17 protein-coding genes are annotated in these 15,595 nt (G+C 70.6%); 2 read left to right on the forward strand and 15 right to left on the reverse strand.

The window, feature by feature from the left end:
* Nucleotides 1–381: 381 nt before the first annotated feature.
* From ACT4N7_RS14330 to ACT4N7_RS14385, 12 genes are all read right to left on the reverse strand, one after another.
* Nucleotides 382–1,077 carry a hypothetical protein gene (locus tag ACT4N7_RS14330; RefSeq protein ID WP_444829198.1) on the reverse strand — a complete coding sequence of 232 codons (696 nt, stop codon included), beginning with the start codon at nucleotides 1,075–1,077 and terminating at the stop codon, nucleotides 382–384.
* A gap of 379 nt (nucleotides 1,078–1,456) precedes the next feature.
* On the reverse strand, nucleotides 1,457–1,819 hold the full coding sequence (locus ACT4N7_RS14335; RefSeq protein WP_444829199.1) for an STAS domain-containing protein: 363 nt from the start codon (nucleotides 1,817–1,819) through the stop codon (nucleotides 1,457–1,459).
* Between the two features lie 198 nt (nucleotides 1,820–2,017).
* Complete coding sequence (locus tag ACT4N7_RS14340) at nucleotides 2,018–2,167, reverse strand: hypothetical protein (RefSeq protein ID WP_444829200.1); 150 nt, start codon at nucleotides 2,165–2,167, stop codon at nucleotides 2,018–2,020.
* Between the two features lie 109 nt (nucleotides 2,168–2,276).
* On the reverse strand, nucleotides 2,277–2,741 hold the full coding sequence (locus tag ACT4N7_RS14345) for a PPOX class F420-dependent oxidoreductase (protein ID WP_444829201.1): 465 nt from the start codon (nucleotides 2,739–2,741) through the stop codon (nucleotides 2,277–2,279).
* A 17-nt stretch (nucleotides 2,742–2,758) separates the two neighbouring features.
* Entirely contained in the window at nucleotides 2,759–3,709 is a 951-nt protein-coding gene (locus ACT4N7_RS14350; protein WP_444829202.1) for an acyl-CoA desaturase, read from the reverse strand.
* 236 nt (nucleotides 3,710–3,945) lie between these two features.
* Entirely contained in the window at nucleotides 3,946–4,722 is a 777-nt protein-coding gene (locus ACT4N7_RS14355) for a S1 family peptidase (RefSeq protein WP_444829203.1), read from the reverse strand.
* 102 nt (nucleotides 4,723–4,824) lie between these two features.
* Entirely contained in the window at nucleotides 4,825–5,808 is a 984-nt protein-coding gene (locus tag ACT4N7_RS14360) for an SMP-30/gluconolactonase/LRE family protein (RefSeq protein ID WP_444829204.1), read from the reverse strand.
* Between the two features lie 10 nt (nucleotides 5,809–5,818).
* Nucleotides 5,819–6,478: a histidine phosphatase family protein gene (locus ACT4N7_RS14365; protein ID WP_444829205.1), complete on the reverse strand. Its 660-nt coding sequence runs from the start codon at nucleotides 6,476–6,478 to the stop codon at nucleotides 5,819–5,821.
* A 76-nt stretch (nucleotides 6,479–6,554) separates the two neighbouring features.
* Entirely contained in the window at nucleotides 6,555–7,607 is a 1,053-nt protein-coding gene (locus ACT4N7_RS14370) for a phosphotransferase family protein (RefSeq protein ID WP_444829206.1), read from the reverse strand.
* A complete protein-coding gene (locus tag ACT4N7_RS14375) occupies nucleotides 7,604–8,353 on the reverse strand; it encodes an SDR family oxidoreductase (RefSeq protein WP_444829207.1) in 750 nt (249 codons plus the stop codon). Before ACT4N7_RS14375 ends, ACT4N7_RS14370 begins: the two co-directional genes overlap by 4 nt.
* A complete protein-coding gene (locus tag ACT4N7_RS14380; RefSeq protein ID WP_444829208.1) occupies nucleotides 8,343–9,152 on the reverse strand; it encodes an SDR family oxidoreductase in 810 nt (269 codons plus the stop codon). The genes ACT4N7_RS14375 and ACT4N7_RS14380 overlap by 11 nt, the downstream gene beginning before the upstream one ends.
* The gene (locus ACT4N7_RS14385; RefSeq protein ID WP_444829209.1) at nucleotides 9,149–10,357 is read right to left on the reverse strand and encodes an acyl-CoA dehydrogenase family protein; all 1,209 of its coding nucleotides are present in this window, start codon (nucleotides 10,355–10,357) and stop codon (nucleotides 9,149–9,151) included. The genes ACT4N7_RS14380 and ACT4N7_RS14385 overlap by 4 nt, the downstream gene beginning before the upstream one ends.
* A 98-nt stretch (nucleotides 10,358–10,455) precedes the next feature.
* Here ACT4N7_RS14385 and ACT4N7_RS14390 point away from each other — a divergent pair, with 98 nt between their 5' ends.
* A complete protein-coding gene (locus tag ACT4N7_RS14390) occupies nucleotides 10,456–11,046 on the forward strand; it encodes a TetR/AcrR family transcriptional regulator (RefSeq protein WP_444829210.1) in 591 nt (196 codons plus the stop codon).
* A gap of 383 nt (nucleotides 11,047–11,429) precedes the next feature.
* On the opposite strand, the gene ACT4N7_RS14395 is transcribed toward ACT4N7_RS14390, so the two are convergent.
* Nucleotides 11,430–11,651 (reverse strand): hypothetical protein, encoded by a 222-nt coding sequence (locus ACT4N7_RS14395; RefSeq protein WP_444829211.1) that lies wholly within the window; start codon nucleotides 11,649–11,651, stop codon nucleotides 11,430–11,432.
* A 10-nt stretch (nucleotides 11,652–11,661) separates the two neighbouring features.
* Between ACT4N7_RS14395 and ACT4N7_RS14400 the strand changes: the two genes are divergently transcribed.
* Nucleotides 11,662–12,324 carry a polysaccharide lyase gene (locus ACT4N7_RS14400; protein WP_444829212.1) on the forward strand — a complete coding sequence of 221 codons (663 nt, stop codon included), beginning with the start codon at nucleotides 11,662–11,664 and terminating at the stop codon, nucleotides 12,322–12,324.
* Nucleotides 12,325–12,384: 60 nt separating this feature from the next.
* Here the strand turns inward: ACT4N7_RS14400 and ACT4N7_RS14405 are convergent, their stop codons facing one another.
* Together ACT4N7_RS14405 and ACT4N7_RS14410 are read right to left on the reverse strand one after the other, a co-directional pair.
* Nucleotides 12,385–13,590, reverse strand: coding sequence for a S8 family peptidase (locus ACT4N7_RS14405; protein WP_444829213.1), 1,206 nt, complete (start codon nucleotides 13,588–13,590; stop codon nucleotides 12,385–12,387).
* Nucleotides 13,591–13,934: 344 nt separating this feature from the next.
* A complete protein-coding gene (locus ACT4N7_RS14410) occupies nucleotides 13,935–15,569 on the reverse strand; it encodes an acyl-CoA synthetase (RefSeq protein ID WP_444829214.1) in 1,635 nt (544 codons plus the stop codon).
* Nucleotides 15,570–15,595: the final 26 nt, after the last annotated feature.

A 15,595-nucleotide genomic window follows, 5' to 3' on the forward strand; every position in this document is an offset into this window, starting at 1 on the left:
ATAACACGACGGTGGATCCCCCCAGCGATTCGCGCGCGCCCCCCGACACCACACGACCCCAGACAACGCCTCACAGCATCCCCGCTGACAGCCCCGACACCAAGACCCCAAACGGACGAACCTGCCAACACCCGATCACGTGTCCCGACAGCCCTCCCGCACGCCGTGGTGAGTTCCGGGTCATCTGCGGCGGGTGACCGCTGGGTCGGCGGGGCTTGGTCTTCCGCCGAAACCAGTCCGCCTCGGTCAGGTCGGCGAAGTCGCGGCAGCCCAGGCGTTCGTCCGGCCGGGCGGCGCGCTCGGCATCGGCCTGGAACAGGCCGACACGCCAGGAGGTGGCCTCGACGGACGGAGGCCACCTCCTGGCGTGATCCGATCCGACTACGGCGCCGGGGTCGGCAGCGGAACAGGCAGACCCGGCACCGGCAGACCCGGCGCGGGCACCTCCGGCACGGGAACGCCCGGCACCTCCGGCACACCCGGGACCGGCGGGATCGGCAGCGGCACCGGCAGCGGAGCGGCGCCCGGGGCAGGTGCACCGGCGCCGGGCAGCGGGAGCGGCACCGGCAGCGGCGGCAGGCCCGGCACCGGCGCGGCGCCCGGGGCGGGTGCGCCCGCACCGGGCAGCGGCAGCGGCAGCGGAATCGGAATCGGGAGGCTGCCGAGCAGGCTGCCGATCAGGCCCTGCAGCAGGGCCAGCAGCGAGCCGACCAGACCGGTGACGGCCTGGACCGGGTCGGGCAGGCCGGGCAGCGGCAGCGCGGCCTGGATCTGCTGGGCCGTGTCGTCGGCCTCGTCGACCAGGTGGATGGTCTCCTGCGTGCGGGCGATCCCCTTGACCTCGGTGAGGGCGGGGCGCAGTCGGGTGACGGAATCGAGGAGCGTCTTGGCGTCGTGGTCGCGCAGGGCGGTGTCGATCTCGGTGTGGAACGCCTTCAGCTTCTCGACCGATTGGGCGACGGGCGTTCCTGGTGGCACGAGAGTGGCCGTGGCGGCCGACGCCAAACCGGCGCCCACCAGCGACAGCACACTCACGGCCGTGACCGAGGCCACGATCCGAGCGAGGTGACGGTTCATCGAGGGTTCCTCTCCGGGTTGGACTCTTCCAGCGCTCCAACCGCTACCAGCTCGAACTGGCCGTCACCACAGGATCACGGCGCGTGCAACGGCCCTGACGACGCGGTCCGCGCTCGATTCCCGCGATCGGGGTACACGACCGCGTGATAACCGGCCGTTCGTGGTCACGCTGGCCAAACCTTCGGGCATTGCTGTGACCGACGGGGGACAAACTCCTCACGAATGGCTCAATCTGCCCCAACGACCGCAAATACACCCGAAAGAACCGCGTGGCGCGCTCGTGGCCCGGCAGGCGCGGCGGAATGCCGCCAACCGCCCAAGTACCCCGTTGGGATGCATTTCGGCGCCGAGCGACGCGAATGGGGCGATGATGGGGGGTTCACCACGACGACCGCACCACGGGCGCCAGCGCCTGGGACACGTCGCGGAACAGCGCCACCTGGTCGGACACGCCGGTCAATTGCAGGGTCCCCAGCACGGGTCCCGGCGGGACGGCGACCCGCAGGACGCGGCCGCGGTGCAGGCAGTGGTAGTGCGCCCGCAACAGCAGCGGCGCCGTGCCCACGCTGAGAAAGGTGACCATCATCAGGTCCACCACGAGCATGCCCTTGAGCGTGTCCTCGGCGCACGCGTCCTCGACCTGCCTGCGCCACGGGCCCTCGGTCAGCAGGTCGATTCGTCCGACGGCGACGACCACGACGGCGGACCGGGTCCGCCGGGTCGTCACCTCCAGCGCGCTCACAAGCGGCCTCCGACTCGCGGTTGTAGCCTGCGCGCGGCAAGGCGGGGGGAATGCGCGGCGGCTCGCCGCGCCTTGAGTTGCGGACTATAACGGACCCATTGTGCGCCTTCGACGGCCAGTCGACCCCACCGCGGAATGCGTCGCATTCAGTGAATTCCGCGGGCATCCGGGGCGTTTGCCGCCCACGGTGCGGGAAAGCTAGTGCTCGTCGCGGATCGGCGACCGCGAGCACCCGTCCAGCGGGAGTCCCGGGTCGCGGTCGTCGCCGCGGGGGTCCCAGGTGTCCGCGGGCGCGGCGCACTCGATCGTGACCCGCGCCCAGGCCAGATCCCTCAGTTCAACCGACATGTCCTGTCGATCGACCGAATGGAGCACTGCGTTACCGACCGCTACATCGCTGACCCGAATGTCGCAATTCCCGTACCCGCAGGCGGCTTTCGGGCCCGTGGGCGGTGGTCTAGTCCACCAGTCGGGCGGGGAAGCCGCCGGTCGCGATCGGGCCCCACCGCTCGACGGTGACCCGGATCAGGCACTTGCCCTGGCGCACCATCGCCGCGCGGTACTCGGCCCAGTCGGAGTGCTCGCCCGCGATGCCGCGGAAGTACGCCACCAGCGGCTCCATGGCCGCGGGCAGGTCGAGCACCTCGGCGCGGCCGTCGACCTGGACGTACGGCCCGTCCCAGTCCGCGGAGAGGGCGCACAGCGACACCCGCGGGCGGTGCCGGGCGTTGTGCGCCTTGGCGCGCTCTGGATACGTGGCCACCACGACGCGGCCCTCGCCGTCCACGCCGTAGACGACCGGCGAGACCTGCGGGCTCCCGTCGGCGCGGGTCGTGATCAGCACGCAGTTCTTGCGCGCGCGCAAGAACTCCAGCAGTTCGGCGCGGTCGGTGCGGTGGGCGGTGGCGGCGCGGGCAGACATGGCCCCACCCTATTTGGCTATTTCACGCTCAGCTTGGCGAGCCGCTGCGGCGTCGGCCACCGGACCTCGCTGACCCAGCCGAACCGCTCGAAGAGCCAGATCATCCTGGCGGAGACGTCGATCTGGCCCCGCTGCACACCGTGCCGGGCGCAGGTCGGGTCGGCGTGGTGCAGGTTGTGCCACGCCTCGCCCATCGACAGCACCGCCAGCGGCCAGAAGTTGGTGGCCTTGTCGCGGGACTTGAACGGGCGGTTGCCGACCATGTGGCAGATCGAGTTGACCGACCAGGTGACGTGGTGCAGGAACGAGACCCGCACCAGACCGGCCCAGAAGAACGCGGTGACCGCGCCCCACCACGACCAGGTGAGCAGGCCGCCGAGCAGCGCGGGCGCGAGCAGGGTGATCGCGGTCCACAGGCCGAACTGCTTGTCGATGCGGGTGATGTCCTCGTCGGCCACCATGTCCGGGGCGAACCGCTCGGCGTTGGTGAGCGTGCGGTCGAACACCCAGCCCATGTGCGCGTGCCAGAACCCGCGGACCAGCGCGATCGGCGAGGTGCCGAACGCCCACGGCGAGTGCGGGTCGCCGTCGCGGTCGGCGAAGGCGTGGTGCCTGCGGTGGTCGGCGACCCAGTGCAGGATCGGGCCCTGCAGCGCCATGCTGCCCACGATGGCGAGACCGACGCGCATCGCGCGGGTGGCCTTGAAGGCGCCGTGGGTGAAGTAGCGGTGGAAGCCGACGGTCACGCCGAGGCAGGTGGCGGTGTAGAAGAACACGGCCAGCCCGATGTCGACCCAGCCCAGCCCCCAGCCCCAGGCGAACGGGACGGCGGCGATCAGGGCCAGGAACGGCCCGAGGATGAACAGATAGGTGCCGAACTGCGGCCACGCGGCCCGTGGCGCGCCGAACATCGGTTTCGGCGCCGCTTGGTCCACCTGCGATCCGTTGCCCTCGACGGTCGCGGTCATGTGCTGCCTCCAGGATCGATGACGGCGCCAGCAGGGGGTATTGGCGCCGCTCCGGGTAAGCAAACCAGTCGGGCGGGGCGGACACCAAGCGGCCGATCGTCGCCTCGTTGTCCGAACTGTCAGACTTGCCAGGCCATCGCGCGCGCTGAGGGATACGTCACAGATCCACCGTCTGCGCCGGCCCCGGAGACCCCTGCACCCCGGGGCCGGCGGGTAGATGTTACTTCAGGTAATAGCTACGGCCGAGGCAGTGCGTTCACGGCGGTCGTGATCGCGTCCGCGTAGGCGGCGATCTCGGTGTAGACACCGGGGTATTCGGGCCGCGCGCAGCCGACTCCCCAGCTCACGATGCCGACCTGGCGCGGCGTGCCGCTCGCGTCGGCGCGCAGCAGCGGGCCGCCGGAGTCGCCCTGGCAGGTGTCCACCCCGCCCACGTCCACCAGGCCCGCGCACACCATCGCGCTGGGCACGAACGGGTAGCCTGCTCTGCCGTAGCGATCGGCGCAGGTCAGGTCGTCGACGAACGGCACCCGGGCTTCGAGCAGGTACCGCTGCGCCTCGCCGCCCTCGGCGGCCGCGCCCCAGCCCATGATCAGCAGCTCGCCGCCCTCGACCGGCACGGGGTTGAGCCGGACCGGCGGCAGCGCGACCGGGCGGGCGAGCTTGATCAGCGCCCAGTCGTTGCCCCTGGTCACCCCCTCGTACTCCGGCGCGCGGTGGACGTAGGTCGACTGGACGACGACCGCGGCGGGGTCACGCAGGTCGACCACGCCGATGGTCGCGGTGATCCGGGTGTTCGGGCCGGTGCCGCCGACGCAGTGCGCGGCCGTGAGCACGACCTCGTCGGTCAGCAGAGAGCCCCCGCAGCCCATGGACAGCCGCACCATCCACGGGTAGGCACCCTGGACCGCGGGCGTGCCGCCGACCACCCGGGGCGGGCCCGCGGCGGCGGGCACGGCGGTGGTGGTCGCCGCGAGGACAGCGGCAAGGCAGACGACGGCGAAGCGACGCATGGCGGGTCTCCCGGGATCACGGTTCGGTTCCCAGCGTGCCCCGGCGGGCGGGTCGGACCCGCCAGATGCACCACAACGGGCGAATCGCGTTGCCCGATCGGGTTACGGCAGCTCGAAGAACGCGATCGCGCCCTCCTCCAGGCTCCCGAGGTAGACCGTGCCGTGGTGCTCGCGCACGCCGGTCACCAGGTGGAAGTCGGGCGAGGTGCCGAAGAAGTCATGCACGGTCGCGCCGGTCGCGGCGTCGATCGCGCGGGTCCACACGACCCGCTTCTCGGCGGGCTGCAGCTTCGGCGGCAGCGCCCACACCGCCCGCCGGAACACGGGCGGCAGCCGCAGCAGCAGGTCCAGCAGCGGGTCGCGCGGGTTGGCCATGGCGATCCAGATCAAGCCGTCGGAGCCGGTGGCGATGTTGTCCGGGAAGCCGGGCAGGTTGTCGGCGAGCACGTCGGAGGTGCCCGCGCGCTCCCCGGTGAGCCACACGCGGTGCAGCCGGTACTCCCACATCTCGGCGACCACCACGCACGACTCGTCCGGCGCGAGCGCGACCCCGTTGGCGAACTGCAGGTCGCCGAGCAGGGTGTCGACGGTGCCGTCCGGCGCGCGCCGCAGCAGCCTGCCGGTGCCGGTGTGCTCCAGCAGGTCGGCCTTCCAGAACTCCAGGTCGAAGCGGCTGCTGGAGTCGGAGAAGTACACCGTGCCGTCGGCGGCGACGGCGGCGTTGTTGCACACCCGCAGACCGGGTCCGGCGGGCACGAGCACCTCGACGACGCCGTGCGCGCGGTCGACCAGCAGCAGGCCGCGGCCCGCGTCGCACACCAGCAGCCGCCCGTCCGGGTACAGCTCCAGCCCGAGCGGGCGTCCGCCGGTGTCGGCGATGGTGTCGAGCCGCCGCCCGTCCGGGGTGAGCCGCAGAATGCGGCCGTCGGCCACCCCGGTGAACACGTTGCCGCGCTCGTCGACCAGCACGTCCTCTGCGCCGGAACCGGTCACCTGCCGCACGGTGAGCGGCGGCAGCGACGGCGACGGCCGAAGCCCCGCCCTGGGCGCCCGCCACACGACCGGGTCGATCTTCGGACGCCGCATCCGCGCACCCCTATCGGTAGGTCAGCAGGTCTCGGTTCGCCCCCTCGAAATGACCGTGCTCGTTGAACGATACGAGGGAAGCGCCCGATCGGCCGTGCACGACCTTCGTCACCGCCGCGTTGACCATCACCCGGTTGAGGGTGACGAAGCCCGCGGCGGGCAGGCCGAGCAGCCGGGCGCAGATCGCCGAGATCACGCCGCCGGAGGTGAACACGACGCCCGTGCCGCCGGACCCGAGCCCAGCGCCCACCTCGGCCAGCGCGGCGACGGCGCCCGCGGCGAAGTCGGCGTACGTGCCCACCGCGCCCGCCGGATCGCCCGCCACCCAGTGGTGCAGGGCGCTGTCGAGCAGGGCCTGGAAGTCGCGGGGGGTCGCCGCCGCCACCGCATCCGGCGCGGTGAACTGCTCGACGATGGCGAGGAAGTCGTACTCGTCCCAGCGCGGGTCGGTCTGACAGGGCAGGTCGAACCCGGCGGCGGCCAGGGTGACCGACGCGGTGGCCCGCTGCCGCGACAGCGTGCCCGACCACGCCTGGGCGGGAGTGAGCCCGCGGCCGCGCAGTTCCTCCCCCAGCACCTTGGCCTGCAACTCTCCCGCGGGCGCCAGCACGTCGTAGTCGTCGGAGCCGAAGGACGCCTGCCCGTGCCGGAGCAGATAGATGGCGCTCACGACGCCCCCTCGCGGACGCCCTGTGACATTGGTCCGCTCGCGGACGCCCTGTGCCATGGTTCGCTCGCAAGCTCGCTCACGAACCGATCACCTCCCGGCAGCGCCACTCCAGATAGCCGGAGAACATCCAGAAGTCCTTGAACGCCGGATTGTGCGTCTGGCCGTGGTGGTAGCGGTAGTAGATCTGCTGCAGGATCACCGCGAGCCGGAACAGCCCGAACGCCTCGTAGAACGCCCAGTTGGCCGGGCGCAGGCCCATCCGGTCGCAGTAGTGCTCGACTATCTCGGCTCGGGTGAGCATGCCCGGCACGTGCGAGGGCTGCCTGCGCGAGCGCAGGAACACCTCGTCGTCGTCGGCCTGGATCCAGTAGGCGACGGCGCCGCCGAGGTCCATCAGCGGGTCGCCGAGGGTGGCCATCTCCCAGTCGAGCACGCCGACGACGGCGAGGTCGTCGTCGAGCACCACGTTGTCGATGCGCCAGTCGTTGTGGATCACCACGGTGCCCACGTCGGCGGGCTGGTGGGTGTCCAGCCAGGCCATCACTTCGGCGAAGTCCGGCACGTTGTCGGTGCGGGCGGCGCGGAACCGCTCGGACCAGCCGCGCACCTGGCGCCCCACGTAGCCCGCGCCCTTGCCGAGGTCGGTCAGCCCGGCGGCCGCCGGGTCGACCCGGTGCAGGTCGACCATCCGGTCGATCAGCGCGGTGGACAGCGCGCGGGCCCGCGCCGCGCTCAGCTCCATCCCGGCTGGCAGGTCGCGGCGCAGGATGATGCCGGGAATCCGCTCCATCACGTAGAAGTCGGAGCCGAGCACCGACTCGTCCGTGCACAGGCCGAGCAGCGCGGGCACGTACGGGTACACCGGCTTGAGCTGCCGCTGCACCCGGAACTCGCGCCGCATGTCGTGCGCCGACGCCGCCTTCTGTCCCGCGGGCGGGCGGCGCAGGATCAGCTCACGGTCCCGGTAGGACAGTAGGTAGGTCAGATTCGAGGCCCCGCCGGGAAACTGGCGCACCAACGGCTCGGCGTCCAGTCCGTCCACAATGGACTTGAGCCAGGCGTGCACGGCCACGGTGTCGAAGCTGTCCTCGGCGCGGACGTCGCGGGGTTCGTCGTGCGGCGCGGTCATGACATCTTGGCCACGACGCCCAGCGGCAGGGTCCGCATGGCGAACCCGACCACCGACCACGGCCAGCCCGGCACACACGCGGTGGCGGGCTCGCGTTCGATCGCCCTGACCATGGCCCGCACGCCGGGCACGGTGTCCACCATCAGCGGGGTCTTCTTCAGCGTCGAGTTCATCTCCGAGCGGATGTAGCCCGGGTAGATGGTGGTGACCTCGATGGGCTTGCCCAGCATGTCCGCCCGGATTCCCTCGGCCAGCGCGGCGATCCCGGCCTTGGTGGCCGCGTAGGTGGACAGGTTGCGCGGCATGCCACGCATGGCGCTCATCGAGGAGATCACCACCAGGTGACCGGCGTTCCGCGCGCGGAAGATCTCCATCGCGGCCTCGCACTGGGCCAGCGCGGCGACGAAGTTGGTCTCGGCGGTCTGCTTGTTGGCGTGGAAGTGGCCGGTGCCGATCGACTGGCCCTTGCCCAGACCCGCGTTGACGATCACCCGGTCGATGTCGCCGAGTTCGGTGCGGAACTCGCCGAAGACCTTGAACACCGCGTCGTGGTCGTTGACGTCGAGCGCGCGCACCACGACGGTGATGCCCGGGTTGGCCTGCACCAACTCCACGCGCAACTCTTCCAGCCGGTCCGTGCGGCGGGCCGCGAGGGCGAGGTTGCGGCCCTTGGCGGCGAACTGGCGCGCCATCTCCTCGCCGAGCCCCGAACTGGCGCCGGTGATGAGGATGTTCTTACGAGTCACGGGTTTCCTTCTCCATCGCGGGCCGCAGCCGGGCCCAGTACTTTGCCACCTGCGCGTCGAACGCGCGCGGCAGCAGGCGCTTGAAGCGGTAGGACTTGCGGCCCTCGGCGTGGGTCAGCAGCAGGAACCGCTTCGCCGCCACCGCGTCGAACACCTGCCGCGCGACGTCCTCGGCGGTGATCTTGGACGAGGCCATCAGCTTCTGGCTGACCTTGAGCGCGGCCGGATCGGGGGTGCGCATCCGGTCGTTGAGGTTGGTCTGGAAGAAGCCGGGACACACCGCGGTCGTGCCGATCCCGTAGGGCGCCAACTCGTGGCGCAGCGTCTCCGACAGCGCGAGCACGCCCGCCTTGGTGACGTTGTAGGACGCCATGCCGGGCAGGTTCATGATCGCGGCCAGCGACGCGATGTTCACCAGGTGCCCCGAGCCCTGCGCCTTGAACACCGGCACGAAGGTGTGGCACCCGCGCACCACACCCTTGACGTTGATCTCCCAGATCCAGTCCCAATCGGACAGTGGGATGCGCTCGATGCGCCCGCCGGAGCCGACTCCCGCGTTGTTGACCAACACGTCGAGCCCGCCCCACTCGCGCTCGCACCAGTCCCGTGCGGCGATCCAGGACTCGTCGTCGGTCACGTCGAGCGCGAGGTGCTCGACGTCGAGTTCCTTGGCCACGGTCTCGGCGGCGGCCGCGTCGATGTCGGTGACCAGCACCCGCCACCCCGCGTCGGCGTAGCGGGTGGCGATGGCCTTGCCCAGCCCGGAACCCGCGCCGGTGACCAGAACACGTCCTCTCACGAAACGTACTTCTTCAGCTCGATACGGGACACCACGCCCTGGTGGACCTCGTCCGGGCCGTCGGCCAGCCGCAGCGCGCGAGCCCCGGCGAAGGCGGCGGCGAGCGGGAAGTCGTCGGTCATGCCCGCGGCGCCGTGGAGCTGGATGGCCATGTCGATCACGCCGAGCGCCATGTTCGGCACCACGACCTTGATCTGCGAGACCTCCGACAGCGCGCCCTTGAGGCCGAACGTGTCGAGCTTCCACGCGGCGTTGAGCACCAGCAGCCTGGCCTGCTCGATGGCGATGCGCGCGTCGGCGATGCGCTCGCGGTTGCCGCCGAGACCCGCCAGCGGCGAGCCGAAGGCGACTCGCCCGGTGGCGCGCTTGCAGGCGAGTTCGAGCGCCTTCTCGGCGAGGCCGATGAGCCGCATGCAGTGGTGGATGCGGCCGGGCCCGAGTCGGCCCTGGGCGATCTCGAAGCCGCGGCCGGGTCCGGCGATCACCGCGTCGAGCGGCAGTCGGACATCGGTGAAGCTGACCTCGCCGTGGCCGAAGGGCTCCTCGTGGCGGCCGAACACGGGCAGCATCCGCTCGACCTTGACCCCGGGGGTGTCCAGCGGGACCAGCACCATCGAGTGCCGCGCGTGCTTGGCGGCGTCCGGGTCGGTCAGGCCCATGAAGATCGCGACCCGGCAGTTCGGGTGGCCGATACCGGTGGAGAACCACTTCGTGCCGTTGAGCACGATGTCGTCGTCCTTGACCGTGGCGGTGGCGACCATGTTCGTCGCGTCGGAGGACGCCACGTCCGGCTCGGTCATGCAGAACGCCGAGCGGATCTCCCCGCGCAGCAGCGGTGCCAGCCAGCGCTCCTGCTGCGCGGGGCTGCCGTAGAGGTGCAGCACCTCCATGTTGCCGGTGTCCGGCGCGTTGCAGTTGAAGACCTCCGGTGCGATGGCCGAGCGGCCCATCAGCTCCGCCAGCGGCGCGTACTCGACGTTGCACAGACCGGCGCCGTGCCTCTCGTCCGGCAGGAACAGGTTCCACAGGCCCCGCTCGCGCGCCTTCGCCTTCAGTTCCTCGATCACGGGCAGCGTGACCCACGGGTTGTCGAGGGTGGCCAGCTCACGGTGGTATCCGGGCTCGATCGGGTCGATCTCGGTGCTGATGAACTCGGCCACGCGGGCGAGGTAGTCGGCCGCTCTGGCGGAGTGCGCGAAGTCCACGGGGGGTACCTCCGGGTTGCTATTGAGCAGTGCTCAACAAGCTACCCTGGCCGCTATACGTCGCTCAACACCAGCGGCGTCACACCGCGGGAGGACGCATGACCGACGCACCGTCGCGGACCCGCTTGCGGCGCAGCGCCGAGGATCGGCGCGGGCAGCTCATCGGCATCGGGCTGCGGATGCTCACCGTGCGCCCGATCCACCAGATCACCGTGGACGAGGTCGCCGCCGAGGCGGGCATCTCGCGCAGCCTGCTGTTCCACTACTTCCCCACCAAGCACGACTACTACGTCGAGGTCGTGCGCGCGGCGAGCCGCAGGCTGCTGCGCGCGGCCCGGCCGAGTGCCGATGACCCGCCGGAGTCGCGGGTCCGCACGATCGTCGAGGGCTACATGGGGTTCATCGCCCGCCGCCGCAGCCAGTACATCGGTCTGTTCCGCGCCGGGCCGGACGACTGGGTGCGCGAGATCCACGACGACACCCAGGACGCGCTGACCGTGCGGATTGTCGAGGCGCTCGGCCTGTGCGGCCAGCGGGAGACGGTGGAGCTGGCGATCCGGGCGTGGTGGGCGTTCGTCGAGGAGCTGACCATCGAGTGGACCGGTCGGGGCCGCACCGACCGCGACGGTCTGATCGCGTTGGCATTGTCCACGCTCGACCATGTGGTCGTGGCCGCCGAACGGCAGTGACTCGGCCGCCGGCAGGAACCGGACACGCTCGCTTGCTCCGATCGGCGGTGTCGGACAAACTGGGAATACAGTGGTTCGGTGAATAACTTTCACAGTTTCGGGGGTTGCATGAAGAAAGCATTGATACTTGGGGCGACGACGGTCGCGATCGGCGTAATCGCCCTGGTCGGCGGAACCGCACTGGGCACCGAGAAGGCAGTCGACAGCGCCATTCCGCAAGGTCTGACGGCCACTGTCGACAATGGGCAGCGCACAATCCAGCTCGACTGGCAGGACGTTTCCGGCGCGACGTCGTATCGAATCTACGAGCGCGATTCGGCGCAGGGGCTGAACAGCGTCACCGCGTCCCAGTCGCGGCGTGGCCCATTGGCCGACAATTACGCCTATCGGTACTGGGTGACCGCGACGGTGAACGGCGTGGAGAGCGCGCCCAGCGCCGCGGTCGACGCGATCGTCGGCAGGCCGACGAACCCGCCCAGCTCGACCACGACGGCACCGCCGTCCACCACGACACCGTCCACCACCACGCCGTCCACCACCACGCCGCCGACCACCACACCGCCGACCACGACGCCGCCCGGTGGCGGGGTTCCGGTCGGATCCAAGGTGGCCTTCGTGGGCGACTACTCGACCGGCAACTTCGCGCAGTGGAGCAACGTCCAGAAAAAGGGCGTCAACTCCCCGGCGTCGGGCTTCTCCGGCGACGCGGGTCTCAACCTCGTCACCCCGGCCCAGGGCGGCCACCCCCGGTTCGCGAACTCCGCGAAGTTCACCGTCAACGACGGTGACGTCCCGCCCTTCGGCGGCGGCGAGCGAGCCGAGCTGAGAGCCGGGAACGCCGCCGACGTCCGCGAGGGCGACGAGCGCTGGTACGAGTTCAGCCTCAAGTTCGACTCGACGTTCAAGAACCCGGTCGGCGACTGGTTCATCGTCGCGCAGTGGCATTCCAGCTCGGGGTCGCCGCCGATCGCGGTGAGCGTCGACCGGGACGGCAACCTCGAAGTGTCGGGCAATCGGCCGGACAACAACTATTCGCGCAACATCGGTCCGGTCGTGCGCGGCCAATGGGTCGACTACGTCGTGCACGTGAAATTCTCGAACAGCGCGAGCACCGGCTTCGTCGAGGTTCACCAGAACGGCGCCCTGGCCGTGCCGAAATTCTCGACCCGCACCATGGCCTCGGATTCCAACTACTTCAAGATGGGCATCTACCGGGACGGCGACGAGACCAACAAGGCCATCGTCTCCAACGCGGGCCTGCGTATCACCAAACCCTGAGCGAATACGACAGCGGCCCTTCGAGGCGGGATCGTCTCGAAGGGCCACTGCCCGTTCAGGTCACTCGCCGGTGAAGAGGAGCTTGTTGGGGGTACCGGCACCCGGGTTCTCGATCTTGTCGGGAGTCGCCGCCTCGACGATCGCCGCGGCGACGTCCGCCGGGGTCGCGTCCGGGTTGGCCTCCAGGTAGAGCGCGACGGCGCCCGCGACGTGCGGGGAGGCCATCGAGGTGCCGCTGATCGTGTCGGTGGCGTCGGTGCCGCCGATCCACGCCGAGGTGATGTCGACCCCGGGCGCGTAGATGTCCACGACGTCACCGAAGTTGGAGAAGCTCGCCTGGCTGTCCGCGTCGTCGGAGGCCGCCACGGTGATCGCCTCGGTGACCCGGGCAGGCGAGGAGAGGCCCGCGTCCGCCGAGGAGTTGCCCGCGGCCACGGCGAAGGTCACGCCGGACTCGACCGCGCCGCGCACGGCCTGGTCGAGCACCTCGTCCGCGCCGCCGCCGAGGCTCATGTTGGCCACCGACGGGCCGCTGTGGTTCTCCGCGACCCACTCGATGCCCGCGACCACACCGTCGGTGGTGCCGCTGCCGCTGTCGTCCAGCACGCGCACCGCGACGATCTTGACGCCCTTGGCCACCCCGTACTCGGCGCCGCCGATGGTGCCCGCGACGTGCGTGCCGTGGCCGTTGCCGTCGTCGGGGTCAGTGTCGTTGTCGACCGCGTCGAAACCGCCGGTGGCGCGGCCCTCGAAGGTCGAGTGCGCGGCGTTGACGCCGGTGTCGACCACGAACGCGGTCACGCTCTCCGCCTTGGTGGCGTAGGTGTAGCTGTCGTCGGCGGGCAGGTCGCGCTGGTCGATCCGGTCCAGGCCCCACGACGGCGGATTGGGCTGGGTGTCGCGGATGGAGAACCGCTGGTTCGCCTGCACGAAGGCAACCGCGCCGTCGGCGGCGAGTTCGCGGGCCTTGTCCGCGGACATGGTCACCGAGAAACCGTTGAGCACCGTGTCGTAGGTGCGGCCGACCTGGCCGCGGTAGCGGGCGGCCAGCCCGCTCGCCTGGCTGCTGACATCCGCGGTGCGGGCGCCGTCCTTGAGCACGACGATGTAGCTGTCGGCCACCGCGCTCGCGCTGTCCGCGAGCCGGATCTCACCTTGCTGGGCCTGTGCGGGCACCGCCGCGAGAGCGGTGACCGTGGCCACCGCGCCGACGAGAGCGAAGCCGACTGCGAGTCGGCCCCGACGACCTTCGCGCCTCGTTGTCATGGAATACCTTCCATTTAGCCGGTCAATTCTGCGGATTATGCAACGCGAAGTGACCGGCCGGTAGCAATGGTTGCCAGTTGCCAGAACTAGCCCAATCAGAGTAAATACTCTACCCCATCAGCACCAGTATCGAAACAACGTCTTACCTACTCCCAACCTGGCCAGAAAGGGTGTTTCCGCAGCTCAACAGCACTGCACGCGGATTTTGTCCGCATTTCCGGGAAATTGACCACCAAAGGTGAAATCTGATTCATTTCAGCGCATTTTCGAGATCGCCGGACCGATTTGTCCTCGGTATCTCCGACTCTTGCGGCTTGCGTGCGGACGAATCGTCGTGATAACGGTCAGCCGAGTTCGGCGAGTCGACCGCGCACCAGTTTGCCGGTGGCGTTGCGCGGCAACTCGTCGAGGAACACCACCTCGCGGGGCACCTTGAACCGCGCGAGGTTCGCCTTGACGTGGTCGCGCAGCTCGTCCTCGCCGACCTCGGCGCCGGGCGCGACGACCACGTACGCCTTGAGCCGTTGGCCGAAGTCCGGGTCCGGCACACCGATCACCGCGGCCTCGATCACCCCCGGGTAGGCCACGAGCAGGTTCTCGATCTCGGCCGGGAAGACGTTCTCCCCGCCGGAGACGATCATGTCGTCGTCGCGGCCGTCGATGAACAGCCTGCCATCGGCGTCGAAGTGGCCCAGGTCGCCGCTGGACAGCAGACCGTCGATGACCTCCTTGTGCCTGCCGTCGGTGTAGCCCGCGAAGCTCAGACCGCTGCCGACGAACACCCGCCCGACGACGCCCGGCTCGGTGACCGGCGCCCCGGCGTCGTCGTAGAGCAGCACCCGGCAGCCGACCGGCGCCTTGCCCACGGTGCCCGGCGCGGCCCGCCAGTCGTCCGGGGTCGCGACGGTGGCCACGGCGACCTCGGTGGAGCCGTAGAGGTTGTGGACCACCTCGCCGAACGCGCGGGTCGCGCGGTTGCCGAGTTCGGGGGAGAGCGCCGATCCCGCGCTGAACACGATGCGCAGCGAGCCGGTGTCGTAGCGGGACAGGGTTTCCGGCCCGAGGTCGAGGATGCGCTGGAGCATCGTCGGCACCACGACGAGCGCGGTGGCCCGGTTGTCCTGGATGGCGGCGAGGGTGGCCTCGGGGTCGAACCGGCGGCGCAGCACCACGGTCGAGCCGAGCGCGAAGGTGATGATGAACTGGGACAGCCCGGTGCCGTGGAACAGCGGCGCGGCCAGCACGGTGCACTCCCCCGAGCGCAGCGGCACCCGGTCGAGGAATTGCGCGGCCGCCAGCGGCGAGCGCACCTGGCGGGGCGCGCCCTTGGGCGTGCCGGTGGTGCCGCTGGTGAGCAGCACCATCCCGCCGGGCTCGCGCGGCGCGGGCACCGACCGGTCGTCGGTGCAGGCGATCAACTCCTCCAACGTGGGCGCGCGGGCGGGGATGTCGTCCACCCACGCGACGAACCGCGCCAGGTCGGCGGGCAGCGCGTCGACCAGGCCGGTGAACTCCTGGTCGTGCACGACCGCGGTGACCTCCTCGCGCTCGGCGACGTCGACGAGCTGCGGCGCGGCGAAGCCGGTGTTCATCAGCAGCAGCCGGGCGCCGATCTTGCCCGCGGCGAGCATGGTCTCGACCGCGCCCCGATGGTCCCTGGCGAGCAGCGCGATCACCGACCGCTCGGTGATTCCCCGCTCCCGCAGGGCCCTGGCCAGCGCGTTCGATCGGCTGTCGAGCTGGTGGAAGGTGAGTGGGCCGAGTTCGTCCACCAGGCCGACGGCGCGGTGGTCGCGGGTCGCGGCGACCTGGGCGGCGCCCGCGATGGGGCCGAGCCTGCGGACCGCGACCATCGAGCGGAGCACGTGGTCGGGGCGGGTCAGCGGGACCAGACCCGCGCGCCACAGCACGTCGACACTGCGGACCGCGGTCGGCACCAGCACCACCAGGTCCCGCACGCGCGTCAGGTACTCGGTCACCTGGAACCTCCCGTGGCTGCCGCCGT

Source organism: Actinokineospora sp. (assembly GCF_052390155.1).
Classification (GTDB): Bacteria; Actinomycetota; Actinomycetes; order Mycobacteriales; family Pseudonocardiaceae; genus Actinokineospora.